Source organism: Shewanella waksmanii ATCC BAA-643 (assembly GCF_000518805.1).
Classification (GTDB): domain Bacteria; phylum Pseudomonadota; class Gammaproteobacteria; order Enterobacterales; family Shewanellaceae; genus Shewanella; species Shewanella waksmanii.
In genome coordinates, this window is record NZ_JAEH01000041.1 from 1 (window position 1) to 25,171 (window position 25,171).

General features: G+C 44.2%; 16 protein-coding genes and 1 tRNA gene. 4 read left to right on the forward strand and 13 right to left on the reverse strand.

Going from position 1 to position 25,171, the window contains the following annotated elements:
* Window positions 1–7: 7 nt before the first annotated feature.
* Window positions 8–84 (forward strand) — tRNA-Met (locus tag L865_RS0115050).
* Between the two features lie 191 nt (window positions 85–275).
* On the opposite strand, the gene L865_RS0115055 is transcribed toward L865_RS0115050, so the two are convergent.
* The 13 genes from L865_RS0115055 to L865_RS0115115 form a co-directional block, all read right to left on the reverse strand.
* Entirely contained in the window at window positions 276–809 is a 534-nt protein-coding gene (locus tag L865_RS0115055; RefSeq protein WP_028773989.1) for a cell division protein ZapC, read from the reverse strand.
* 165 nt (window positions 810–974) lie between these two features.
* Window positions 975–1,994: a quinone-dependent dihydroorotate dehydrogenase gene (pyrD, locus tag L865_RS0115060; RefSeq protein WP_028773990.1), complete on the reverse strand. Its 1,020-nt coding sequence runs from the start codon at window positions 1,992–1,994 to the stop codon at window positions 975–977.
* 62 nt (window positions 1,995–2,056) lie between these two features.
* A complete protein-coding gene (locus L865_RS0115065) occupies window positions 2,057–6,895 on the reverse strand; it encodes an NAD-glutamate dehydrogenase (protein WP_028773991.1) in 4,839 nt (1,612 codons plus the stop codon).
* Window positions 6,896–7,151: 256 nt separating this feature from the next.
* Complete coding sequence (locus L865_RS0115070) at window positions 7,152–9,461, reverse strand: efflux RND transporter permease subunit (RefSeq protein WP_028773992.1); 2,310 nt, start codon at window positions 9,459–9,461, stop codon at window positions 7,152–7,154.
* Window positions 9,462–9,473: 12 nt separating this feature from the next.
* On the reverse strand, window positions 9,474–10,484 hold the full coding sequence (locus L865_RS0115075; protein ID WP_028773993.1) for a WD40/YVTN/BNR-like repeat-containing protein: 1,011 nt from the start codon (window positions 10,482–10,484) through the stop codon (window positions 9,474–9,476).
* Between the two features lie 53 nt (window positions 10,485–10,537).
* Window positions 10,538–11,902 carry a DUF1329 domain-containing protein gene (locus tag L865_RS0115080; protein WP_028773994.1) on the reverse strand — a complete coding sequence of 455 codons (1,365 nt, stop codon included), beginning with the start codon at window positions 11,900–11,902 and terminating at the stop codon, window positions 10,538–10,540.
* A 17-nt stretch (window positions 11,903–11,919) separates the two neighbouring features.
* Entirely contained in the window at window positions 11,920–13,980 is a 2,061-nt protein-coding gene (locus L865_RS0115085; protein WP_028773995.1) for a DUF1302 domain-containing protein, read from the reverse strand.
* A gap of 320 nt (window positions 13,981–14,300) precedes the next feature.
* Complete coding sequence (locus L865_RS0115090) at window positions 14,301–14,519, reverse strand: DUF2835 family protein (protein ID WP_028773996.1); 219 nt, start codon at window positions 14,517–14,519, stop codon at window positions 14,301–14,303.
* 92 nt (window positions 14,520–14,611) lie between these two features.
* On the reverse strand, window positions 14,612–17,173 hold the full coding sequence (gene pepN, locus L865_RS0115095; RefSeq protein ID WP_028773997.1) for an aminopeptidase N: 2,562 nt from the start codon (window positions 17,171–17,173) through the stop codon (window positions 14,612–14,614).
* Window positions 17,174–17,260: 87 nt separating this feature from the next.
* Window positions 17,261–19,306, reverse strand: coding sequence for a carboxy terminal-processing peptidase (prc, locus tag L865_RS0115100; RefSeq protein ID WP_028773998.1), 2,046 nt, complete (start codon window positions 19,304–19,306; stop codon window positions 17,261–17,263).
* 32 nt (window positions 19,307–19,338) lie between these two features.
* Window positions 19,339–19,968 carry an RNA chaperone ProQ gene (proQ, locus tag L865_RS0115105; protein WP_028773999.1) on the reverse strand — a complete coding sequence of 210 codons (630 nt, stop codon included), beginning with the start codon at window positions 19,966–19,968 and terminating at the stop codon, window positions 19,339–19,341.
* A 271-nt stretch (window positions 19,969–20,239) separates the two neighbouring features.
* Window positions 20,240–20,698, reverse strand: coding sequence for a GAF domain-containing protein (locus tag L865_RS0115110; RefSeq protein ID WP_028774000.1), 459 nt, complete (start codon window positions 20,696–20,698; stop codon window positions 20,240–20,242).
* Window positions 20,699–20,726: 28 nt separating this feature from the next.
* Window positions 20,727–21,002 carry a YebG family protein gene (locus L865_RS0115115; protein ID WP_028774001.1) on the reverse strand — a complete coding sequence of 92 codons (276 nt, stop codon included), beginning with the start codon at window positions 21,000–21,002 and terminating at the stop codon, window positions 20,727–20,729.
* A 256-nt stretch (window positions 21,003–21,258) separates the two neighbouring features.
* Here L865_RS0115115 and L865_RS0115120 point away from each other — a divergent pair, with 256 nt between their 5' ends.
* Genes L865_RS0115120 through L865_RS0115130 form a run of 3 tightly spaced genes read left to right on the forward strand, consistent with a single transcriptional unit; the run spans window position 21,259 to window position 25,118 of the window.
* Window positions 21,259–21,885 carry a paraquat-inducible protein A gene (locus L865_RS0115120; protein ID WP_028774002.1) on the forward strand — a complete coding sequence of 209 codons (627 nt, stop codon included), beginning with the start codon at window positions 21,259–21,261 and terminating at the stop codon, window positions 21,883–21,885.
* Window positions 21,878–22,510, forward strand: a complete 633-nt coding sequence (locus tag L865_RS0115125; RefSeq protein WP_028774003.1) for a paraquat-inducible protein A — start codon at window positions 21,878–21,880, stop codon at window positions 22,508–22,510. The genes L865_RS0115120 and L865_RS0115125 overlap by 8 nt, the downstream gene beginning before the upstream one ends.
* Window positions 22,497–25,118, forward strand: a complete 2,622-nt coding sequence (locus L865_RS0115130; protein ID WP_028774004.1) for an MlaD family protein — start codon at window positions 22,497–22,499, stop codon at window positions 25,116–25,118. The genes L865_RS0115125 and L865_RS0115130 overlap by 14 nt, the downstream gene beginning before the upstream one ends.
* The last annotated feature ends 53 nt before the right edge of the window (window positions 25,119–25,171 follow it).

Genomic DNA, 25,171 nt, shown 5'->3' on the forward strand with positions numbered 1-25,171 from the left:
CTACGGACGCGGGATGGAGCAGTTTGGTAGCTCGTCGGGCTCATAACCCGAAGGTCGTTGGTTCAAATCCAGCTCCCGCAACCAATTTCACAAAAACACCCCCTACAACTCTCAGCAGCCAAGACAATATTCTCGTTATTGCTGAACCCTCTGCCGTGCTAACATCTCGTCACCCAACGCCACTTGCGCAAAATAACTCGATAATAAACAAAAAAGCCGCCTCGTAGGCAGCTTTCTCAATAAGTATTTATTTGGCAGACGGTTTGCTAATGCAGTTACGCTGCAGCGATTTGGCGCTTTACTTTTAAAGGTTGAAGACGGTCATTCATCACTTTAATGCATTCAAATTGACGCAATGACTTACTGCCATTGAGTGAGAGTTCAGGTTCAAGCAACATGACTAGCGATGCTTGGATATTTGACTCCACTACCATAACCTGTGCTTCGACACCTTGGCAGCGAAGTTGAAACACTTTAGCTAACTCGCTATATACGCACATACTACTGACATCAAAAAACCATGATTTTGGCATTTGCGGTTTCATAAGAAAATGCGCAGCTGTGGCATTCAGGGCTAATTGCACCCGCGCAGCATCCGATAACGAGGCAATTTTTACGAGCTTTTCAATAAACTCAATATAGAATTTGGCATGCTCAACATTAAACTCTAACGCCGACATCGCATCGGGAATCAAAGTCTTTGCTTTATAAGGAGTTAAAAACTCCATCTCTGAGCCTAACGAAACGCTTAACACACCATACGTATCGTTATATCTCCATTGCCAATCCCTTTTTGGCATTAATAACATAACGCTTACCTATTAAATAAATACCCCTCGATAATAGATGATTAATTGCCCAATATCAAAAAATTTTTATAAATTATAACTGAAATAACAATACCTTAAGACAAAAAAGCGCGATCGTTTTTCGATCGCGCGATCTGCAAATTAGATCAAATACGGATCAATTGATCAGCGCACTCGATAGGCATCAACAATCTCTTTGATCAATTGCGGGCCCTGATAAATAAAGCCGGAATAAATCTGTACCATCTCTGCACCGGCATCAAGCTTGTCCAATGCATCTTCGGCGCTATTAATACCGCCAACACCGATAATAGGCAGCTTGCCGCCTAAGGCGTCAGCTAACTGTTTAATCACTTTAGTTGACAATGAATTCAGTGGCTTACCACTTAAACCGCCAGCTTCATTTGAATTCATCAAGCCGCTTACACCGTCTCGAGTTAACGTCGTGTTGGTGGCAATTGCGCCATCAAACTCGTTGCGGATTAAGGAATCGGCAATCGACTGAACTTCTTCTTGGCTCAGATCTGGCGCAATTTTTAGCGCGATCGGCACATACTTACCATGCTGCTTGGCAAGATCTTTTTGTTTCGCTTTTAACGATCCCAATAGATCATCAAGCAGCTCACCATATTGCAAAGCACGCAGACCAGGCGTATTGGGAGACGAAATATTTACCGCAATATAAGCTGAATATTGGTAGACTTTGTCCATACAGATGAGGTAATCATCTTTACCCTGTTCAACCGGTGTGTCTTTGTTCTTGCCGATATTGACGCCGACCATCGCACCTGACTTGGCTGCTTTTAGGTTCTCGACGAGCGCATCAACACCTTTGTTATTGAAACCCATACGGTTGATGATGGCTTTAGCAGGTTTAATGCGGAATAATCGCGGTTGGTCATTACCAGGTTGAGGACGTGGTGTAACAGTACCCACCTCAATGTGGCCAAAGCCCATCGCATGAAACGCATCAATACACTCACCATCTTTGTCCATACCCGCCGCTAAACCAACAGGATTTGGAAAAGTGAGCCCCATAAATGTAACCGGTGCAGGATCAAACTTCTGGCCATAGAAGCAGTTTAATGGCGAATTAGCGGTAGATTTCAAGCTATGTATTGCGAGGTTGTGCGCTTTTTCAGGATCCATCTGAAACATCACCTTTTGCGCGATTTTGTAAAACATGCGTTCTCCTAGACCGAAAAAAGCCCCGGCAAATGCCAGGGCTAATAGTTATTATTAATTGTCTACTTTTGACCTTCACAATGAAGGATAAGTAAATTGAGCTCTCGCAGTGCGACAGAGAACTTCGCAAATTCGTGGCTTTGAGAAGTCTTAAAGTCTGCAAGCATGTGGAACCATCTCTCCAACAAGCCCTGGTTGGAGTCAATCCACTGCTCAATAATGGTTTCTGCATCACAGCTAGCTGTACATGTGCGTAAAACCACAGAGCTTAATGCACGTTGCTGCCAATCTAACTCTTCTCTAAATGCCGCTCTTGCCAATGCTTGCCAGTGATTCGCTACTGGTTGAGCACTAATCTGGTCAAGGAACCAATGCAGTTCTACACGTGCACCTAGTTTAAAGTAAGTTTCAGCAACTAATGCCACTGGCTTGTTTTCAAACTCAGCAATTTGAGAGATATCAAGTGCAGAGAAAAGTGTACTCATATTGACAACGTCAGTAGCAACACTTTCGGTCACGCCTTCTTTAGCAAGCGCGATAATCTCAGCTTGAATATCACCAACTTCATCAGCAACCATATACTGGTGAACGTTAGCGCGTAACTCTTCAAATACTGGGCTGTAGAAAGCCACCGTCTGCTCTATGCTTTGGTTACGATTGCGATGGCGTAGGAACCAACGACACGCTCGACGCATGTTACGACGTAACTGATGCAGCATTTCACCTTGTACAACAGCCGGCACAATACCGTTTAATGCCGTAATTGACTTAGTTAAATCAGCTAAACCAAATACTTCACGAGCCATAGTGTAACAGATTGCCGCTTCGGCAACTGAGGCACCTGTCTCATCTTGCATACGTTGTACAAAATTTAATCCCATATCGTTAACGAGCTCATTTGCCAACGATGTGGCAATAATTTCTGCGCGCAGTGGATGCGCAACCATACGCTCACTGTACTGGTCTTTAAGTTGCTGCGGGAAATAAGCAATAAGCAGCTGGCTCAAGAAAGTATCTTCGGTAATTTCCGGCGTCAGTAGTTGCTCTTTGAGCACCATTTTCGCATAGGCAACCAGAACCGATAACTCTGGTCGTGTCAGTGCTTTGCCATTCGCTAAACGCTCAGCTAGCTCATCTTCTGTAGGCAAGAACTCCAGCGCTCTATCAAGCTTATCTTCTTTTTCAAGATAATGAATGAAACGAATTTGTTCTTTAAGCTGCTCTGCACCGCGTACTTGAGTAACTGAAATTGTCCGCGTTTGATCTTTACAATCTTGTAAGACAATACGGCTGACTTCTTCTGTCATATCAAGCAATAAACGGTTACGTTGCTTCATGGTTAGCTCACCATCGGCAACTAAAGCGTTCAGAAGAATCTTAATATTCACTTCGTTATCAGAGCAGTCAACACCGCCAACGTTATCAACAAAGTCAGTATTCATACGGCCGCCATTAGCGGTGTACTCTATACGACCAAGCTGAGTGCAACCTAAGTTACCACCTTCACCTATGATTCGTGCTTGAACTTCATTACCGTTTACACGTAATGCATCGTTTGCACGGTCACCCACTTCAGCATGCGACTCAGACGTGGCTTTAACATAGGTACCAATACCCCCATTCCAAATCAAATCGACCTTCATTTTAAGCAGCTCTTTAAGCAACTCATTGGGCGTCATGGTTGATTTCTTAGTCTCAAGCATGGCTTTCATTTCTGGCGTCAAGCTAATTGACTTCGCCGAGCGAGAGAAAATGCCGCCGCCTTTTGAAATGAGCGATTGGTCATAATCTTCCCAACTTGAACGTGGCAGCTCAAACAAACGCGCACGCTCTTTATAACTGCTTGCTGCATCTGGATTTGGGTCGATAAAGATATGTAGGTGGTTAAACGCTGTAACCAAACGGGTGTGCTCTGATAGCAGCATGCCGTTACCAAATACGTCACCGGCCATATCACCCACAGCGAGACAGGTAAAATCTGTGGTTTGGCAATCAATGCCAATTTCACGGAAGTGACGTTTTACCGACTCCCATGCACCACGTGCGGTGATCCCCATCTTCTTATGATCATAACCATTACTGCCACCTGATGCGAAAGCATCACCCAGCCAGAAGTTATATTCTTCTGAGATTTCGTTAGCAATGTCAGAGAATGTCGCTGTCCCTTTATCGGCAGCAACAACTAAGTATGGGTCATCTTCATCATGTCTAACAACGTTAACTGGTGGCACAACTTCGCCATCGATAATGTTGTCTGAAATATCTAACAAGCCGCGAATAAACAAACGGTAACATTGTTGACCTTCAGTAAAGAATGCTTCTCTGCCACCTTCAACAGGGAGTTGTTTACAAACGAAACCACCTTTGGCACCCACAGGCACAATCACGGTATTTTTCACTTGTTGCGCTTTCACTAAGCCAAGTACTTCGGTACGGAAGTCTTCTCGTCTGTCTGACCAACGTAACCCGCCGCGAGCCACTTTACCGCCACGCAGGTGCACACCTTCTACACGTGGCGAGTAGACAAAGATTTCGAACTTAGGCAAAGGCTTAGGCATTTCAGGAATGTCATCTGGAGAAAACTTAAATGAAATATAAGCTTTCTCAGTACCTTGCTCATTGACCTGATAAAAGTTGGTTCTCAATGTGGCATTAATCAAATCTAAATAACGACGAATGATACGGTCGTCATCAAGACTTGATACATCATCTAGACGTAAATCAATTTGCTCAACAAACTTACTTAATGTCCGTGTTTTAAGTTTAGGGTTGAACTTACGAATAAACATCTTAACCAAGAGATCCGCAATTTGCGGATAGCGGCTAAAGGTCTCTTCAATGTATGCTTGGCTGAAAGTCGCATCGATTTGGCGCATATACTTAGCGTAAGCACGCAAGATAGACACCTCTCGTCCAGTCAGGCCAGTAGCCAACACCAAACGGTTAAAACCATCATCCTCTAGCTTCTTGTTCCATACTTCTGCAAGTGCAGTTTGGAAACGGTCTTGGCTATCGGCTAGATTTTCTGTAGCACCGCCCTGCACTGTCATTAAGAAGTCTAAAATCCAGAATGTCGCACCATCATCCGTTTTCACTTCATAGGGACGTTCATTGATCACACGTAGACCAAAGTTCTCAAGCATTGGTAGCACATCAGAAAGATGAATAGGCTCATCTTTATGGAACAGCTTTAAGCGTACTTTGTTGTCGTTTAATGCGGTCTCTTGCGGCTGATAAAACAACATACCCAGCTTATGCGAATCATCAAGTGCTTCTAGTTGCTGTACATCTACTACTGCCGAACTAGGCAACACATCTTCTTTATAACTGCGTGGGAATGCTTTGATATAACGTTTAACTAAGCTGTTACCAGACTCTTCACCTTGGGCAGTAGTTAGTGCGTTGTTGAGCTTGTCTTCCCAAGACTTCGCGGCCTCAGTCAGGTTATTTTCGATTGCAGCCACATCGACATCCATATTGTTATTATCAACTTTCACTATGTAGTGGGTACGAGCCAAAGTCGATTCTGAGAAATAAGTGGTAAATTCCACTTCTTCTTCACTGTTAAAGTGCTGAGCTAAAATGCGTTGAGTATCTTCACGTAGTTTAGTGTTATAGCGATCTTTAGAGACATAAACTAAGCAAGATAAGAAGCGACCAAAGTCATCTTTACGAACAAATAGCTTTAATTTGTCACGGTCTTGCATCTCTAACACGCCATGGGCCACTGATGCTAGCTCTTCAACATTGGCTTGGATCAGTTCATCGCGCGGCAGCGTCTCAAGAATATGCATTAATGCTTTGTAGTCGTGAGAGCGTGGCGTCAGACCTGAACGGTCAAGTACACGTTGTACTTTTTCAGCTAATAGCGGTATCTCGCGTGGACTGCGGTTATATAAATTAGATGCGTAAAGCCCTAAGAAGCGGTCTTCACCTATCACGTTGCCTTGCTTATCGAAGCGTTTAACACCGATATAGTCGACATAAGCTGGACGATGAACACGGCTCTTTTCACTGCTTTTAGTCAAAACCAGTAAGCTATTATCTAAGGCATCTTTACGAGCACTCTCTGATAAGCTTGATAGCATCAGCGACGCAGGCTTTGGCTTACCAGGAATATTCATTAGGCCTAAACCCGTTGATAGATCCGGTACTAGCTCTAAATCACCTTCAACTTTGTTCAAATCGTAGCGGCGGTAACCCAGCAAAGTAAAATGATGGTTGTTAAGGTAGCTTAAGAAATTAACCGCTTCTTCTAGCTCTTGCTTTTCACCTGGATAAGGACGTTTGGCTAAATCGCTAACGGTCTCTCCCAGCTTCTCAGACATTTTTTGCCAGTCTTTAACCGATGCTTCTACATCACCAAGGACTGATGCTAGCTCTTTTTCCAGCTGCTTAATGTCAGCGTTGCTGCTTAGACGGTCAATCTCAATTAGAAATACCGCAACTTTCTCAGCTTTGCTGCTGTCGTCATTGTAAGCAACTTTAGAAATCATCCCTTTGGTACGGGTAATTGCCATTGGGGTGTGCAGCATCATATGCGCGGTAATACCCATGCGGTTTAATGCCATGCCGACTGAATCGACCAAGAAAGGCATATCCGGCTGCACAACCTCGATAATGGAATGCGACGATTTCCAGCCATGCTTGGATTGAGCTGGATTGAACACGCGAATATGGCTACTACCTTTGGCCGTTTTATTTGTGGCATTCCAAAGGCTAAGCACTGCGCCATATAAATCACTATCATTACGCGCATACAGGTCGTCTTTTGACATATGTGCATACAGACAGGTGGCAAAGTGTTCTACTTGTTTGGCTTGTGTATTGGGAACTTTAGAGTGAATTAGGTTGACTACATTCTCAAGTAGTACTGAAGGCATTGCATCTTTCAAGGCCATGTTGCTGTTTCCTTAAGGGTCTATGGCAGCGTATTCTAGTTATATGGATGCTTGAGCATATGACGGGCCAGAAAATTGTGACCTAGGTCATAGCGCGAAGTTTATTACTAAATTTGCCATATTTCGAGAATTATTTTAGTGGTAGATCCTCATAAAAACCAGTTATAGCAACATTTTGCTGCGATAGATGCAAAAACAATCGACTATAGAGCGTAACTATGCAAAAAAAAGGAGAGCTAAGCTCTCCTTTTAATGACTAGGCGCGTGGTTTTCGCCAGAATACCGCCGCAATGGCTGGCAAAATAATTATTGCCCCTAACATATTCACTAAAAACATAAACGTGAGCAAAATTCCCATGTCCATTTGGAACTTAAGTGCAGAGAAGAACCAAGTACTGACACCAATAGCCAAAGTAAGGCCAGTGAATATCACCGCACTACCCCGTTCAACCAACGCCTGATAATAAGCATCTTGCACTGGTACGCCGTCCCTTAACTTCACCGCCATGGTCGACAAAATATAGATACCGTAATCCACCCCAATACCTACACCTAAGGCAATCACCGGCAGCGTACTGACCGCTAGACCGATATCAAGCTGGGTCATCAAGGCCTGAGCCAATGTAGAAACCACATACAAAGGAATAATCACTGCAACTGTTGCGCGCAATGAGCGGAAACTGAGTAAACACAGCACAAAGACCGCACCGTATACATAGAGCATCATGGGTAGCTGCGCTTCAGCGACGGCCTCATTAGTGGCAGCCATTACCCCAACAGGGCCTGAAGCTAAGCGGAATGTCAGTTGCTCATTATTCATCGTGGCGGCAAGGGTTTTAACTTTATCTACCACGACTTCAACAGTTTCAGCCTTATGATCTTGCAAAAACAGATACACAGGCATGACCGAGCAATCACTGTTAAGCAGCCCAGATGTAGTTGGAATACGCCCTACCGCCTGCACGAGACTCGCAGTTGTACGCGGCAAAACCTGCCACTTAGGATTACCCTCGTTAAAACCAGCATTAACCCTTTTCGCAACAGACGCTAAACTCGCGGTTGATTCAACACCCGGTGTATTGGCAACTTGCCACTCAAACTCATCTATTTGCATTAACTGATCATGATAGGTACACGCTTCAGGTTTTGCTTCCACAATGACAGTCATGACATCGGTTGTGATAGAGAAATGATCAGTGATGAAAAACGTATCTTGGTTGTAGCGCGAATCAAAATGTAGCGCTGGCGCACCGCCCTGCAGATCGCCAATTTTCATTTTATTGGCTTCATACAGACCAACCCCATAAAGTACCGCCGTGACGCTTAAGACAACCGCTGCATATTTTGGTGTGGCAAAACAGGAAAGTTTGCGCCAAATATCATTGCCATCAGCTTTTTTAACCGCTTTAACGCTTGGCGATAACTTACAGTATGAGATCAGTAACGGTAACAGGATCAAATTAGTCAAAATAATCACTGCCACACCTAATGAGGCAGAGATAGCCAGCTCACGAATAATACCGATATCGATAGCTAACAAAGTCATAAAGCCCACGGTATCAGACAGTAAAGCAATACCGCCTGGCACTAATAAGCTTCTAAAGGATGAAGCGGCAGCGGCCTTAGTGGTTTCACCTTCACCCACACGTCGGCGCACAGCATTGATCATCTGCACACTGTGGCTGACACCAATGGCGAACACTAAAAACGGGATAAGAATCGACATGGGGTCTAACCCAAAGCCAACAACCGTCAGCAAACCTAGCTGCCAAATTACTGCGACTAAACTACAAGCTAGCGGCAGCAGGGTAAGCAAAATAGATTTAGAAAACAGATACACCATTACCGCAGTGACTAAAATCGCGATTAAGAAAAACAGCACCACGCCTTTGGCACCTTCTGCGACATCGCCCGCCATTTTAGCAAAGCCGATAATGTGCACTTTGATATGCTCATTTTCAAATTCACCACGCAGCTGTTCTTCCAACTGGGCAGCAAACGCTAAAGTATCAAGTGGCTCGCCAGTTTGTGGGTCGAAATCCATCAACTGTGCGCTGACCATCGCCGCAGAATAATCCTCAGCAATCAGACGCCCAACAATACCCGCTTTTTCTATATTTCCGCGTACAATGGCAAGACCTGCATCGGTAGTTGAAAAATCGGCTGGGATAACCGGCCCACCGGCGAAACCATCTTCTACTACCTCAGTAAAACGCGTTGAAGGTGAATACAAAGACTTTACTTGGGCTCTATCCACACCTGGGATAAAAAACAGTTGGTCATGGACCTTTTTTAGCGAATCGAAAAAGTTAGCGTTAAAAATATCGCCGCTAGTGTCTTCTACCGCCACCATAATGCTATTTGCACCACCAAATTGTTTTTGGTGTTTCAAATAGGTCTTCATGTATTCGTGGTTCAGGGGAATATTTTTGACAAATGCCGCATCCATTTTCAAGTTACTGGCTTGCAATGCTAAAAATACTGTCACTAACAAGAAGGAGAAAATGACAACTAGCCTTTGCCTAAAAAGGAATGCCTCTAATCCATTTACAATTTTATCTAACATCTTAAGGCCCTATTATTCTTGTTCTAATTTAACGAACCCTTTGGTTCCAGCAATCCAGAGTTGACCTTGAGGATCGGTCATTATACTGACCAAATTTTCTCCTTGTCTTTGTGCGACCAGTTTAGCTTCGCCGTCGCTTTTAACATCAAGGATCACCCCTGCGTTACCAACCAAACGAACGGTAGAATCATTCAGCACTATGCCGCCGTTAATGGTCGACTGCGTTGGCAAACTGATTTCTTGCCATTGACCCGTTCCTGTATTGGAATAAAAAAGGTGGCCTCTGAGCCCCATCACGTACACACCGGTTTCGGTCACTACGCCATTAAACAGCGAACCTTCATAAAGAAAATCTTGCTTTTGCCAGGTAAAACCTAGGTCATCTGAGGTGGCCACAAGCCCTAACTCACCAACCATTAGTAATGCGCCACTATTAAGACGAACAATACGATTAAAGTGCGGCAGCAAGGTACTACGCTCACTTAAATAGAGTGCTTCATCCTCAGCTTTGAGTTCTTCAAGATAGGCAACGTCTTCTTCAAATAAGAGTTCGTGATGAAATTCGCTTTGCCATGTTTTACCGCCGTCCTGAGTGCGATAAAACAAGCCATATGCACCAACAGCAACACCGGATTTCTCGTCAAACATTAAAATATCAAGCAATGGCTTTTCAATTTCAGGAGAGCTCATCTGCACTTGCCAAGACTGACCTGCATCTTGGGTATAAAGAATAGTCGCATCGTGACCGACGGCCCAGCCCTGATCTGCATTAACCAAAAAAGCGTTAGTTAGGAGAGCTACCGTTGGCGAACTCACCTGCTGCCATTGACCGTTAAATTTAAATAGGTGACCACGTTCACCTACAGCGATAGCTGTATTACTAAAAGTCGCAATATCAAACACAAGAGATTGGTCGGCTAGTGGTTGCAAAGCGATCTCATTTACCGACTGCGCATAAGCGCTGATAAACAATGAAAGGGAGATAAAACTGACTACAACAAACCGAAGCATGCTAAACAACATACAAACTTCCTTAGATAAATGAGGGGCGCAACGCGCCCCTACTTTATTGCCGATTAACGTATACCTGCACGCCTTAGTGCTGCTGGAGTGAAGTTAGCTTCACTTAGCTTAGCGTCGAAATCATACATACGTCCTTCGTTATCTAAGCCCATAGCGATATAACGACGCGACTGTAAATCATGGAATACTTCTAAGGTACTCCAATGAGTTGGCACTTCGTAATAGTTAATCGCATGTGCTACCGCTACGCGATATAGCTCGTCACGGTTATCGTACATATCCGCTAATGACACCTGCCACGAATCTTCGTCAATATAGAAAGTACGTGTCTTATAAATATGACGCATGCCCTCTTTCAACTGAGCTTTAACCACCCAAACACGATGCTTTTCCCAGCGAACATGTTCTGGGTTAATGTGGCCTGCCTTGATAATCTGATCATATTTCAAATTGTCAGAATGCAGTTTGTAGTCATTGTAAGGAATATAGATCTCTTTTTTACCCAATAACTCCCAGTTGTAACGTACTGGTGAGCCGTTGAACATATCGAAATCATCGGTAGTACGCAGACCATCAGATACTGTACCTGGGGTATCGAAAGCCACATTAGGGGCTTTACGAACGCGGCGTTGTCCGGTGTTATAGGTCCAAGCCTGGCGTGGTAGCGCCTCTTGGTCCATCGTTTCTTTCACTAACAAAGCGGTACCCGCTAGACGTGCAGGCTGAGTCACTACCTGCTTAAAGTAAAATAGCGTATTGGTTGAGCTTAATTTATCTAAAGTAATTTCTGGTCGAGAATATTCAAAGCGAATCTCTTCTGCTGTTTCAACCAAGGTATACCCACCGCCGGCTGTTGGTGCAGCTTGGCTACGCGCAGTTTTGATATCAACACCGCGGAAACGTAATACGTGATTCCAAATAGCTTCTAAACCGTTCTGTGGGATTGGGAAAGGCACACCAATTGACGCACCTGAAATACCGTTACCATCTGCAACCAGCTCAGCGCGAGTCGCGTTGGCCTTTGTCGCTTCATAAACAAACTCAGGTACTGAAGCAGTACGGCGAGTTTGATATATATTCATTTTGAATGTATCTGGATACAGTTCAAACAGCTTACGCTGGCCATCAGTGAGATGGTCTTTATATTGATCTTTATTGGCATTGGTAATGGTAAATTCAATTTTGTCACCGGCAAAAGGATCTGGATGATGCATGCCTTTTTCATAGCCAGCAGGGGCAGAAGTGATGCCACCATCCCACGCTGGAATACTGCCATCTTCGTTCCCAGCCTTCTCGCCACCGAGTGGTGTTAATTCAGCACCCAGTTTAGCGGCTTCCGCTTCGGAGATTTTTGCATAGCTCGCTGGTGCACATAATGCTACCGCCACAGCTGCCGACAATATCGCAAGTTTGTTCATTATTATTGTCCTTGTGATTAAATTGAATACTTGATGTTGAAAGAGACATAGTCGCGATCTGACATCTGGTTAGTGGTACCTACTCCGCCGAAGAACGAGTTATAGGAAATATCCGCTCCCCAACGGCTACGGTAGTCAAAGTTAACGCCAACCGACACAGCCTTTTTACCTTCAGTAAACAAGAACATTGGATCTGGCGTAATACCGTCAACATCATGTGAGAAAATCACTCGTGGCGACATGTTCACACCGGCGAACAAGTTGTTGTAATCTGCTTTAGCCACTAAACGGTAACCCCAAGCGAAATCTGTTGGGAATGGGTTAGTCTCTGGTCCATTATGTAATGCTTCAATAATACCAGGCATATCTGGGTTGCCGCCTGAGCGCGCAGTTCCAGGTCCATTTAAGCGCAGCTCATCAAAACCTGGCATATCGTGGATCCAAACCCCGCCGACTTCGGCAAGCATTGTTAGGTTACTGGTACCTAGCACCGGACCAAACAAGTGGGTAAATGTCATCTGTGCTTGAGTTGTATCACGTAGGATATAACCCTGTGCACGCTCGCCAGGGCCTACATCGCTAACATAGCTGGTGTATTGCGATACACCATCAAGATCAGGACGTAAGCCAGCATTAGCTAGCTGTTGTGGCATCGCGGCAAATAATAGCTCAACATCATCGATTTGTAGCGGTTCATCTTGACGATGCGCAATTTCACCGGCAACCGACGTGTCACCCACTAAGGTGTTAAAGCTAAAGCCATAAAGTTTGATATCTTCTGGGTATTCAATTTGCGCTTTAGAGAACGTCTCAAGGGCGAGCATATCTTCACGCGTCACCGAGTTACCACTCGCAGCAATACCGGCAAGTGTAGCTATATCAGCTTGAATAGCATCAGCTTCAAAGTTGGCGGTAGTACCACTGATAAGTGGGCGACGGCTATGATAATTCATGTAGTACAAACCAAACTCAGTCTCACCTAACTGCGGTGCATAATAACCAAGCTTGATACCATACTGGCCAGAATCACTGGCACTTTTCTGATCGTCAACCAAGGTGACTTTCGTTGGGTAGGCCAGCGCTAAACTGCCCAGAGTCGCGGCATCATAGTTACCTGAGGCAATCATCGCCGCCAAGGTATTATATTCAGCTTGCAAGAAATCGAGGTTAATATCTGGGTTAGCATTAAAACCTAACTGAGCATTTTGCGAGTAACCGCCATAACCGGCAAAATCATTAGTTGAGAAATATGAACCTGGTGTTGGTACCCAAACTGGCTCCCAGTCGTACTGATAAAAACCTTCAACTGATAACGAGTCGGTAATGCCAAATGAAGCCCACACCATACCTTGTGGTCTAAAGGCTTCTTTGAGCTCCGCACCTGGCGCATTCAAAATATTCAAATCAACAGGGTTAATCACCCCAATACCATGGGCAATTAGCGTACTTTCACCCCAAGAAACCACTTGATTACCAACACGAACGGTCAGTGGGTTAGCACCATCATTAAAATCGAAATCAGCATAAACGAACGCATCTAACAAGCGAATATCTTTACATTGTACTTTTGACGCTTGGTCATCAGCACAGGGGTCATATTCTTGGCCAGTGATAGGGTCACTAAAGCCATAATCGCCATCATTGGCTTTTTGGTCATAAAAATACATACCACGGGCGAATAAGCCAAAGTTCTTATATTGCAAAGAAAGCTCATGCAAGCCCTTAAATACCATAGAGGTAACGTCACCTTGAGAGTAAAGCAGGTTACTCAAATCACCGTTACTTGAATATGAACCTGGCTGAGCCCAAATCTCAGACGAGGTATATTTGGTGTTATTAAATGCAGAGTAGTTAGACCAATCAAAACGTGGGTGATTCACTTTACCAATGTGATCGTTCCAGTTTCGCTCTTCAACACGCCAGCTAGCACCAGCACTGAAGGTCGAATCGAATGTCCCTTCTACTTCTCCCCAATTAAAGGATACTGCTTGCGCGGTAGTAGCACTTCCCATGCTTAGCGCTGCAACGATCCCCAAAGCAAGTGTCGACTTGTTAAAGCCGGTTTTCACGTTTTTCATTATTGCTATTCTCCGTAACCTGCTGGATTCTTGTTATAGGAATGATAACCAACAACTTGTTAGCGTTCAGATAACACCATTGTTACAGCATTTACATCGATGGAGCAAGACGAAAAATTAGAAAAATTACTCAAAAAATTGGTTACTTAAGTCAAAATTTAGACAGGAATTAAAACGGGTGATTTAAATTTGCAGAACATAATATAAGAATCAACAAGGTAAAAGGGTTAAAGTTATTTATAAACAATGAGTTAAAGCGCAGACGGTTGTTGAGCGGCAGTTCAAAAATATAATCAGTCGTTTGAAGTATATACTCTAAACTAGAGTTTATTGAGTGATTGAAATTCTCCTTGTTTGTTAAGAATTAATCGAAATTGGCCTTGTAATCCGTTTGCGGTGAGAAATTTTCGGAAGTAACGAGCATGGATCCACAAAGTCTTACCACTATGTTGATCACGCACCTCAATTTTGTCTACATACCCCTGATAATATTGTAAAAAGTCTTTATAGCTAATACGAACACTAAAATAAAATTCCATCATTTTTCGCTGTAACTTTTAAGTAAACCTTGCACATTAGGTTAAATCAATGTTGTAGAGGAGGCGCACTCAGCGCCTCCTCTATTTTAGCCTTAGGCTAACGCTTTAGATACTTTTTCAAACAGATCTTTTGATAGATTATCCAATGCTAATAGTTCTTTGAGTGCAGACTTTATCAACTCTTGACGCTGATCGTCGTATTTCTTGAATTGAATCATAGGTGTAATAATACGAGCAGCAACCTGAGGGTTCAACGTATTGAGCTTTTTAAGGGCCCCAAGCAAGAATTGATAACCACTGCCATCTGCGGCATGAAACTCGAATGTATTAGCAGCAGCAAACGCACCAATTAATGAACGCACTCGGTTAGGATTTGAATAACTAAAAGCAGGATCTTGGGTAAGCGCTTCTATCGCAGCCACTCTTCCTGCTGCCGGACACGTCGCTTGCAATACCAGCCACTTATCCATCACAAGCGGTGTATCTTGCCATTGATTGTAAAATTCAGCTAACAAACGCTCTCTAACCGCATTGTCTTCACCATTAATAGCCTGCAAAGCCCCCAGACTGTCAGTCATGTTAGTCGCACTTTCAAACTGACTAACGGCGTAATGCTGATACTCATCTGACACACGTTGTAATAATAGCAAACAGGCATTTTTTAACGCCCGTGAAGCAGGCTCGTTATACTTGAGCATTTCACGGTAAACCGTCGCAAGCTCATCTTCACAACGCGTGGCTATCTCTTCAACCACAAAGCTTCTAGCCTTTTGCAGCAAGTTAAGCTCCACTTGGTCGACTTGCTCAATTAGTGTTGATGCATTGGGTAGCGTTAAAATTTCGGCCAGTAATGCTCTATCTAATTCTGGATTTAATAACAATCCCTTAAAAGCATCGCTGACTTCGCTCGGTAAGCTCATCGCTTGGCGCTGCGACAACGCTGCCACATTGTGCCAGGTCGCGTCACTAAACAAGGCAACTGACGCCTCCCATTTGGCGACCTCACTTGATGCATAGCGGATAAGGTGAATAAGCTGTTTATTACTATAGTTAAACTGCAATTTAACTGGCGCTGAGAAATTTTGTAATAATGACGGTACAACGCCAGCGCCAACACCCTCAAATTCGAATGTTTGTGATGCTTCAGTCAAATTAAGCACCTGATTAATAACGCTACTTCCCTCTTTGCCAATAAGTTCTACATCAAAAGGAATGTGCAATGGTAATTTAGCTGCCTCACCCGCCATCGCTGGGGTATGTTGAGTCACGGTTAGCGCATATTTGTTGTTGGCTTCATCATAAGATTCCGTTACGTCAACAATCGGCGTACCGGCTTGGCTATACCACAATCTAAACTGCATTAAATCAATACCTGATGCATCTTCCATTGCCGCCACAAAATCATCACAGGTGACCGCTTGGCCATCATGACGCTCAAAGTACAACGCCATGCCTTGCTGGAATGCTTGTTCGCCTAGCAAGGTGTGCATCATACGAATCACTTCCGCGCCTTTGTTATACACAGTTACGGTATAGAAGTTATTCATTTCAATAACAGACTCAGGACGAATAGGATGAGACATTGGTCCTGAATCTTCCGCAAACTGCTGATTTTTTATGACTTTAATCGCTTGAATCCGGTTCACCGCTCGTGAACCTAAGTCTGAGCTGAACTCTTGATCGCGAAAGACGGTCAATCCCTCTTTCAAGCTCAACTGAAACCAATCTCGGCAAGTCACGCGGTTACCCGTCCAGTTATGGAAATACTCGTGGCCGACAACAGATTCAATACCATGGTAGTCATCATCAGTTGCTGACTCGGTATCTGCTAACACATACTTAGTATTGAAAACATTCAAGCCTTTGTTTTCCATCGCCCCCATATTGAAAAAGTCGACAGCAACAATCATATAAATGTCTAAGTCATATTCAAGATTAAACCGCTCTTCATCCCACTGCATGGCTTTTTGCAGCGATACCATTGCATGCTTAGCTTTATGGAGGTTACCGATATCGACAAACACTTGCAGCAAAACTTCGCGGCCACTTTGGGTTACAAACTTATCTTCCAATAAGTCAAAGTTACCTGCCACTAGAGCAAACAAATACGCAGGCTTAGGGAATGGGTCTTGCCAGCTAACAAAATGACGGCCATCAGCCAGATCACCACTGTTAACTTTGTTGCCGTTACTTAGCAGATACGGGAATTGCGCTTTGTCAGCTTCAACGAGTACATCGTAGGTCGCAAGCACATCGGGTCTATCAAGGAAGTAGGTAATACGGCGAAAGCCCTCAGCTTCACACTGAGTGCAATACGCACCATCCGACATATACAGGCCTTCTAATGCCGAATTAGCTTCAGGATCAAGCGCAGTCACAATTTCTAAACTGAATTCGTTTTTATCAGCAGCAATGACCAGCTGTTCATTATCAAAGTGATATTGGGCTTGGTCACCATCTATTTTCAATGACACTATCGTCATGTTATCGCCATCAAGGACCAATGACTTTTTAACGTCATCAATACGCTTCACTTGGCTTACAGCAGTAACCTGTGTTGCAGGGCCTTTAAGGTCAAAATTGAGATCGATATGATTAATCGTGTAGCTAGGCGCTTGATAATCCTTGAGGTGTTTAGCTTGCATTTGAGACATTTTCTTCCCTCTGTTTACGCGTTCGAATTCTTATATAAAAAAACGCGCCTAATGCGCGTTTTTGTGTTCAGGCTCAGTAACTTTTAATCACTCAGCTTGATTTTTGGCCAATCTACCCGCATCGACCATATCTAAAGTGATATTGACCGTTTCATCAAGGAACGCGTCAGGTGTCTCAACATCGTCCTCAACATCATCAAGGTTTTTAACCACCTCAAGGCCATCAGCAACACGTCTTTCGTTAAAACGATCTAACTGCTTCTTATCCGCGGTTTCACGCTCTTCAATGCGCTCACTTTCAACCAAAGAAACGGTTGTTTCATCGTGATGCTTCTTAAACTCAGCAATATCCTGGAAAATATAGCTAAACTCAACATCTTGCTTAATACGCTGCTCATGCTTACCGGCTAATTTAGCAATTAACGCTGGGTCTATGTCACCTAAGGTGCCGTATTGGGCAACCGGTACTTTATCCCATGGTAATGCATTGTCTTCCTCTGCCTCACCGTACTCACCTGGTTCTAAGGCACTTGGGAAAGCGATATCAGGTGTAACACCTTTTAGCTGAGTTGAACCGCCATTAATGCGATAGAACTTAGCAATGGTGTACTGTACATGGCCAACAGGCTTCTCATACATGTCATAAATCTGACCAAGGCTCTTATGCTGCTGCACGGTCCCTTTACCAAAGGTAGACTCACCAACAATCAGTGCACGATCATAATCTTGCAGTGCGGCAGCAAAAATCTCTGAAGCCGATGCACTGTAACGATCAACCATTACCGTTAATGGTCCGCTATAACTGGTGCGGCCATCGTTGTCACGATTTTGCGATACCGTTCCGTTAGCGTCACGGATCTGTACAACCGGGCCTTGCTCAATAAACAAGCCAGTTAATAAAGTCGCTTCAGTTAACGCACCGCCACCATTACCACGTAGGTCGATAATAATACCTTCAACCTTGGCTTCTTTCAGTTTAACCAGTTCTTTAGAGACATCTTGAGACAGGTTCATATAGAATCCTGGAATCTCAATCACGCCGACTTTGCGACCGGCATACTCTCCTTCAGTCGGCTCCATCACCTCTGAAGTTGCAGCTCTGTCTTCTAAACGAATTTTGTCACGAACGATGGTCACATCAAACGGTTTCGCCGCTGAGCCACCCTTTTTAGGCAAGATCTGTAAAACAACTTTACTGCCCTTAGGACCCTTGATGAGTTCGACAACATCATCAAGTCGCCAGCCAATCACGTCGACGATTTCTTCGCCGTCTTGGCCAACACCCACAATACGGTCCTCTGGGGACAATTTCTCACTTGCTGCAGCCGGGCCGCCAGCAACTAAGCTACGTATCACGGTGTAATCTTCATCCATCTGCAATACGGCGCCAATCCCCTCTAAACTGAGGTTCATCTCCATTTGGAAACGCTCGGCATTACGTGGCGACAGATAACTAGTGTGCGGCTCGACAGTTCGAGAGAAGGCATTCATCACGCCCTGAAAAACATCTTCGCTTTTCGTTTGGCTTAGACGTTTGATGGCATTGTTATAGCGTTTTTCCAATACCGGCACGATCTCTTCCCACGTTTTGCCAGTCAGTTTCAAATTCAATGCATCATACTTGACGCGCTGACGCCATAACTCATCTAACTCGGCTTCATTCTTCGGCCAAGCAGCATCTTTGCGATCGTACTGATACTTGTCATCGGGAACATCAAACTTGATTTCATTTTCAAGTTGACTCAACGCAAAGGCAAAACGGTCGTAGCGACGCTTTTGAATCAATTCATACATTTCATATGCTGGCGTCAAATTACCGCTTTTAAGCATATCGTCGAATTGAGTGGCGTATTTTTCTAAACTATCTACGTCCGATTGCAACATCACATTGCGGCGGAAGTCGAGCTGCTTTAGGTAGCGGTCGAAAACTTGTTTAGAAAATTCGTCATCTAAATCAAATCTATGATAGTGCGAGCGCGTGAACAGACGTGTTACGCGCTTACTTGCCACCTTATGTTGTGGCTCTTGTGACAGTGAGGGTAACTCGCTGAATGGAATGGTTGGCGATAGCGCCAAAGCTGAGAATCCAACAAAAAGACTGGCAATAGAGGCGGCCAGAGATAATTTTCGCATCAACAAGTTACTCCTTTATGACTATGAGGCAGTTACAATAGGATATGTTCTACCCGAACTTTAACGGTCAATCCCGAATCTAACTGCACTTGAACATCTTGCTTCTTAATGTCCAAGATAACGCCCTTAACAGGGGCTTTGCCAAGTTTGACATTCACACGTTGATTTGGTTTCAATTCATTTAACACAGCTGGTGTTAAATTAACCGGTTTAGCTTGCGCTTTAGGTGCAGCTGCAGGCTTACGTTTCGGCGGATTTTTCTTAACCGGCTTCTTCGTTGCCTTAGGCGCTTGACCTTCAGACTTAGCGGCTTTCTCAGCACGCTTGGCCTTGGCTCTGTCTTGGCTTTCTTTTAGCGTAGCTTGAGCGTGATCAATATGTTCCTGCTCTAGCTCACCACAAGGGTTACCGTCTAAGTCGATGCGCTGAGCGCCCGCTTTAACCCCTTTAAGGTAACGCCAACTACTAGTATAGCGTCTCAGTGCAATTCTCAACTGAGTCTTACTGACTTTTGAATCATCAGCTAACCTTTCAGCCAAATCCTGAAACAATCCAATTTTAAGCGGCTTAGTTTCACCTTCGGCGATAAAGCACAAAGGAAATGTTTCATATAAATACGCGAGTATCGCGTTGGTGTCGGTCAACTTTTCTGTTGATTCCATCATTACTTCCACAGTTAAAAAGGGGCACTTAGTTGCACTTTAGTTGAGTAGCAGCCAGTGTCGTTCATCATTGTTAGCTTACGCATAGAAACAAATAGTCGATCATTTATTTTCTGCGCGGTCACCAACATACCTTAGCAATTACAAATAACAAACACCAAGTGTGATTCACTCATAGAAATATGATGTAACACTTGGGTTCATTCCAGCAGCCTATTATAAGGAGGATACTGACGATTGCGACCTTCAATTGATAAAAATTGGTTGTAGTTTAGGCGAATAACGTCTTTTCAAACGAATTTACTAGCTTTTCTAACCCGATTTGATCAGTTTCACTAAATCTGTCCAACGAAGGACTATCGATATCTAACACCGCAATCACCTGATTATCACGACGAACCGGGATAACAATTTCAGAATTACTGGCCGCATCACAGGCAATATGACCATCAAACCCATGGACATCTGCAATGCGTAAGGTACGGTTTTCAGCCGCCGCCGTGCCACACACTCCTCGGCCCATCGGGATACGAGTACAGGCAACTTTACCTTGAAATGGCCCTAATACTAATTGGTCCTGCTTAAAAATATAAAAGCCAGCCCAATTGATATCATCAAGATTATCATTCACTAACGCCGAAAAATTCGCCATTGCTGCAACAAAGTCATCTTCGCCAGCCAATAAAGCTGCTGTCTGTTTTGCTAAAGTGTCGTAACACGGGGAGTTCATACAAATTTCCTAACAATTTATCTCGATGTTAATCAGCTTTCTTGGCTGCTTTTTTAGCAACCGGCGCCTTCTTAACCGGCGCGCCTTTAAGCAGCGCCATTAATTGATCTTTATGCTGTGCCAAATAAAAGCTCAGCTTTTCACTTGCTTCATCGTCGAATCCTAGGTCAGCTTCGCTGATAAAAGGAAGCAGGTTGTCGGCGATATCGAGCATCTTATCATATGCATCCGCCTCCTTTTTAGATGTGAATGTCATCTTCTCCACCCCTTCTCTGACCACGACAAATTTAGTTATAACTGCCATGCCTACCCTCATTACTGTTTTTATATACAGTGCTAGAATCTCACACAATCAACTTCTTATGCAAGTATTGGAAATAATCTGATATTATTGCGTAACCATCGTTTGCATAAAAACACTCTTTTTGATGTTAAAATGCGACGGTTAGCCTTTGTATCATAACGCTTTGATGTTTATTTGTGCTGGGTTTAGGTCAATAAACATTGGTTTTTTTTCATTTTTGCAAACCAACATCAATAGGTATTGAGTCACACAAGATATGCAGCAATGTGCTTTAGATAAAAGTGTTATTTTATGCCGTTCGTGTGATCTAGTGGTAAGCAAACGTGCGTTGCCCACCGGGGTGCGAGCCTTGTGCCCGCGTTGCCATACTGCACTTTACGACACACCTTATTGCTCTATCAATGGCATGCTGGCCCTGTGCTTAACTGCGCTTATCTTCTTTTTTCCGGCCAACCTACTTCCCGTTTTAGAACTGCATTTTCTTGGCAGTATCAGAACCACAACGATTGCAGAGGGCGCCATCAATGTCGCCCAGCAAGGCTACTGGATAGTGGGCATTGCGGTCATTACCGCAGCGGTCATCGCGCCTGGGTTGCTGATTGCATCCATACTGGCGCAAATTCTTATTGTAAAATACCAACTTAGCAGCCCCTTTTTCAGAGAAGTATTGCGCCAACTACTCAGGCAGCAAAGCTTGTTATCGCAGCTTACAATGCTAGAAATCTACATGATCAGTATTTTAGTCTCGGTGTTCCAACTGTCTGACTATACTGATCTATATTTTGGGATGGGCACTTTCTGCTTCACCATGCTGTTTGTTATGACGATTTTTTTACAGCGTGAATATGACCTTGAACATATGTGGAGCATGCTAGATGACTGATAAAGCCAAGCAAGTTCAGGGCAAAGACAATGGACTGGCACCGTGTAAGACCTGTCTTAAATTGTGCAAAATAGAAGATCGTCAGTGCCAACGTTGTGGCACAACGATTTCAGCACGGGATTATACCAGTGTGCAAAAAAGCTGGGCCTTGTTGATCACTGCAGCCATATTGTTGATACCGGCCAATGTCTACCCTATCACCATTATGACAAGCCAAGGTACCATGCGCCAAGATACCATTTTCAGTGGGATTACCCACTTAGTGGAACTTGAGTTGATGCCAATTGCCATCATCTTATTTACCGCCAGTATTTTGGTACCTATGTTGAAAATTGTCGGCCTTAGTATCTATCTGTGTGCAATTAGTTTTCGACTGCCCATTTCCAAAAAGAATTTAATGTCCGGTTTTCACATCATTGAGTGGATTGGACGCTGGTCAATGTTAGATCTGTTTGTGATTTCCATTACCGCCGCTTTAGTTAATATGGGACAGTTACTTGATGCTAAGCCTGCCCCTGCTGCTACCGCATTTGCCCTTGTGATTCTCTTGACACAGTTAGCTGCAAAAGTACTCGACACTCGCCTATTATGGGATAGATTGGAATTAGACAATGACACAAATTGAAACACCCAAAGTCGTTAAGAAAAAACTATTTTCACCTATATGGTTACTGCCGATCATCGCATTGGTGCTCGGCGCCTGGTTAGGGGTAAAAAGCATCCGAGAATCCGGTGTCGAAGTACGCATTCATTTTCCAAGTGCCACCGGTATCGATGTAGGTAAAACCTTAGTGCGTTATCAAGGTCTTACCGTGGGTAAAGTGGTTGACATCAGTATCGATGATGATCTGCAAGGCGTGAATGTAGATGTATTGATGGATTACCGTGCAGCGCCGTTTCTAAATGATAACACCCAGTTTTGGTTGGTTACGCCCAAAGCCTCTATCACCGGCGTCGAAGGCCTTGATGCGCTGTTTTCTGGTAACTATATCGCCATTAAGCCCGGTGACGGCGATTCTCGTTCGGTATTTGAAGCAGCGCGTGAAACGCCAGTGATGCTGCCGGGTAATGACGGATTAGTGATTGAACTATCCAGTGACACCTTAGGCTCGTTAGATGCTGGTTCACAGGTTTATTATCGACAAATACCCGTAGGTAAAGTCATTAGCTATCGCTTAGAGACCAGTGAAAAGATTGTTTTTAATGCCTACATTCAACAAAAGTACGCTGATTTGGTGAAAGTGGATTCACAGTTTTGGAATGTATCAGGATTTGATATTGATGCGTCACTCAATGGCATTAGCGTTAAAACAGAGAGTTTAGCGGCTATTCTAGCTGGCGGCATAAGCTTTAGCTCAACGGGTAATGCTACCGCACAAACCGGCCAGCACTTTAACCTCTATGAAAGTGAAGCGTTAGCCTATGGCGGCAAAGAGTTTACCTTAATTGCCAGTAATGCTGACCAAATCAGCGAAGGTAGCCGTATCCAATTCCGCGGCATTGAAATTGGCCGAGTCGTGCAATCTAACCTTGATGATACAGGGGTCGAGTTTAAGGCAAAAATAGACCACCAATATGCTGATTTACTTACGGGTACAGCCAAGTTTTGGATTGAAGGTGCCGACATTTCATTTGCTGGCGTCAAGCACGCCAGTCGACTGATAACCGGCAGTATCGTCAACTTTATGCCAGGTCAAGGACCGAGCAAAGACAGTTACAACCTGCTTGAGTCAGCCCCAGAAATAATCAATGCGCAGCCAATTACACTGCAACTGACGGCTAGCGAAAACCCCAATATCAAGCAAGGCGCTCAAGTTCGCTATAAACAACTCCCCATAGGTAAAGTCACCAAAGTGGCATTTAGCGATGATTTTAAAGCGGTTGAATATCAAGTCGAAATTGATGCGGTTTATGCAAGTTTACTGAAACAAAACAGCTATTTCCTGCCCGAGTCGGTATTTGCTATTGATGCATCTCTAGATGGTGTGAGTGTGACCACCCGAGATTTAGACACCTTCTCGCAAGGGGCAATAAGCCTAATATCGGGTGATAGTTCAAGCTTACTAAGCACGGGCAGCAAAGCCAACTTGTATGCCTCTGCCGATGCAGCAGAACAAGCAATGAGTCGCGCCTCACAAACCCTGATTACCTTAAGCAGTCCCGATGGCGGTCAACTTTCTGCCAATGCCCCTGTGTATTATAAGAAAATGCAGATCGGTCAAGTTAACCAAGTTAACTGGCAAGCGGACCAAGATAATTTCGTCATTGAAATCGGTATCGACAAAACCTTTAAGCGACTGATACAGCCAAATACCGTGTTTTGGCGCAATAGCGCAATGACAATCAATGCAGGTCTGAGTGGTGTTGATATTGACGTTGCCCCGATCGAGGGGGCCCTTAAAGGCAGCATCACCTTAAGCCTACTCGCTGAAGATCAGCAAGCTAACAGTGACTACCTCTACCAAAGCCAAGTGCTTGCTGAAGCCCAAGCCGTTGCTGTGAAGCTGCACTTCCCTGCTTCTACCAAGCTAAGCGCTAAAGCGGCTATTCGTTATCAAGGTCATCAGGTTGGCGAAATTGAGCAAGTGAGCCTAGATAACGATCTGCAAAACCTCACTGCAATTGGTTACTTATATGGCGACTACGCCGATAAATTTACTCAAGATGACGCCCATTACACCATTACCGAAGCCAAAGTATCGATTACTGGCATCGAAGCACCAGAGACCTTGATAACCGGGGCCTACGTTAGTGTGACACCGGGCAATAGCGGCACATCATCATTCGAGTTTTACGGCAAACAAAGCGCACCATTAACCCTCAACGAAGGCGACGTCCGCTTTACATTGATCCGCGACACACTGGGCAGCCTAAATATCGGTACGCCTCTGGTGTATCGCGGCGTTAAAATTGGCCAAATTGATCACTATCAATTGAACGACGCAGGTAATCAAATTGAATTGACAGCCCATGTTGAACAACCTTTTGCTCACTTGGTCAATCAGAGCAGTCAGTTCTGGGATCTATCTGGTATTAAAGTCGACTTTGGCCTGTTTTCAGGCGCGCAAGTAGAAACTGGCTCCCTAGAAACCATATTGGCAGGCGGTATTGGCGTGGCCACTGAATTAGTGACATCACAAAGCAATCAAATCGCCACCGGGCAACAATTTACCATTGCACCGAAAGCCGAAGAGCAATGGTTACAGTGGTCACCGGTCCAACAAAAACCCTAAACTCTCTTCGAACATAAAGGCAATAGCTGCAAAGTTATTGCCTTTTTTTATGA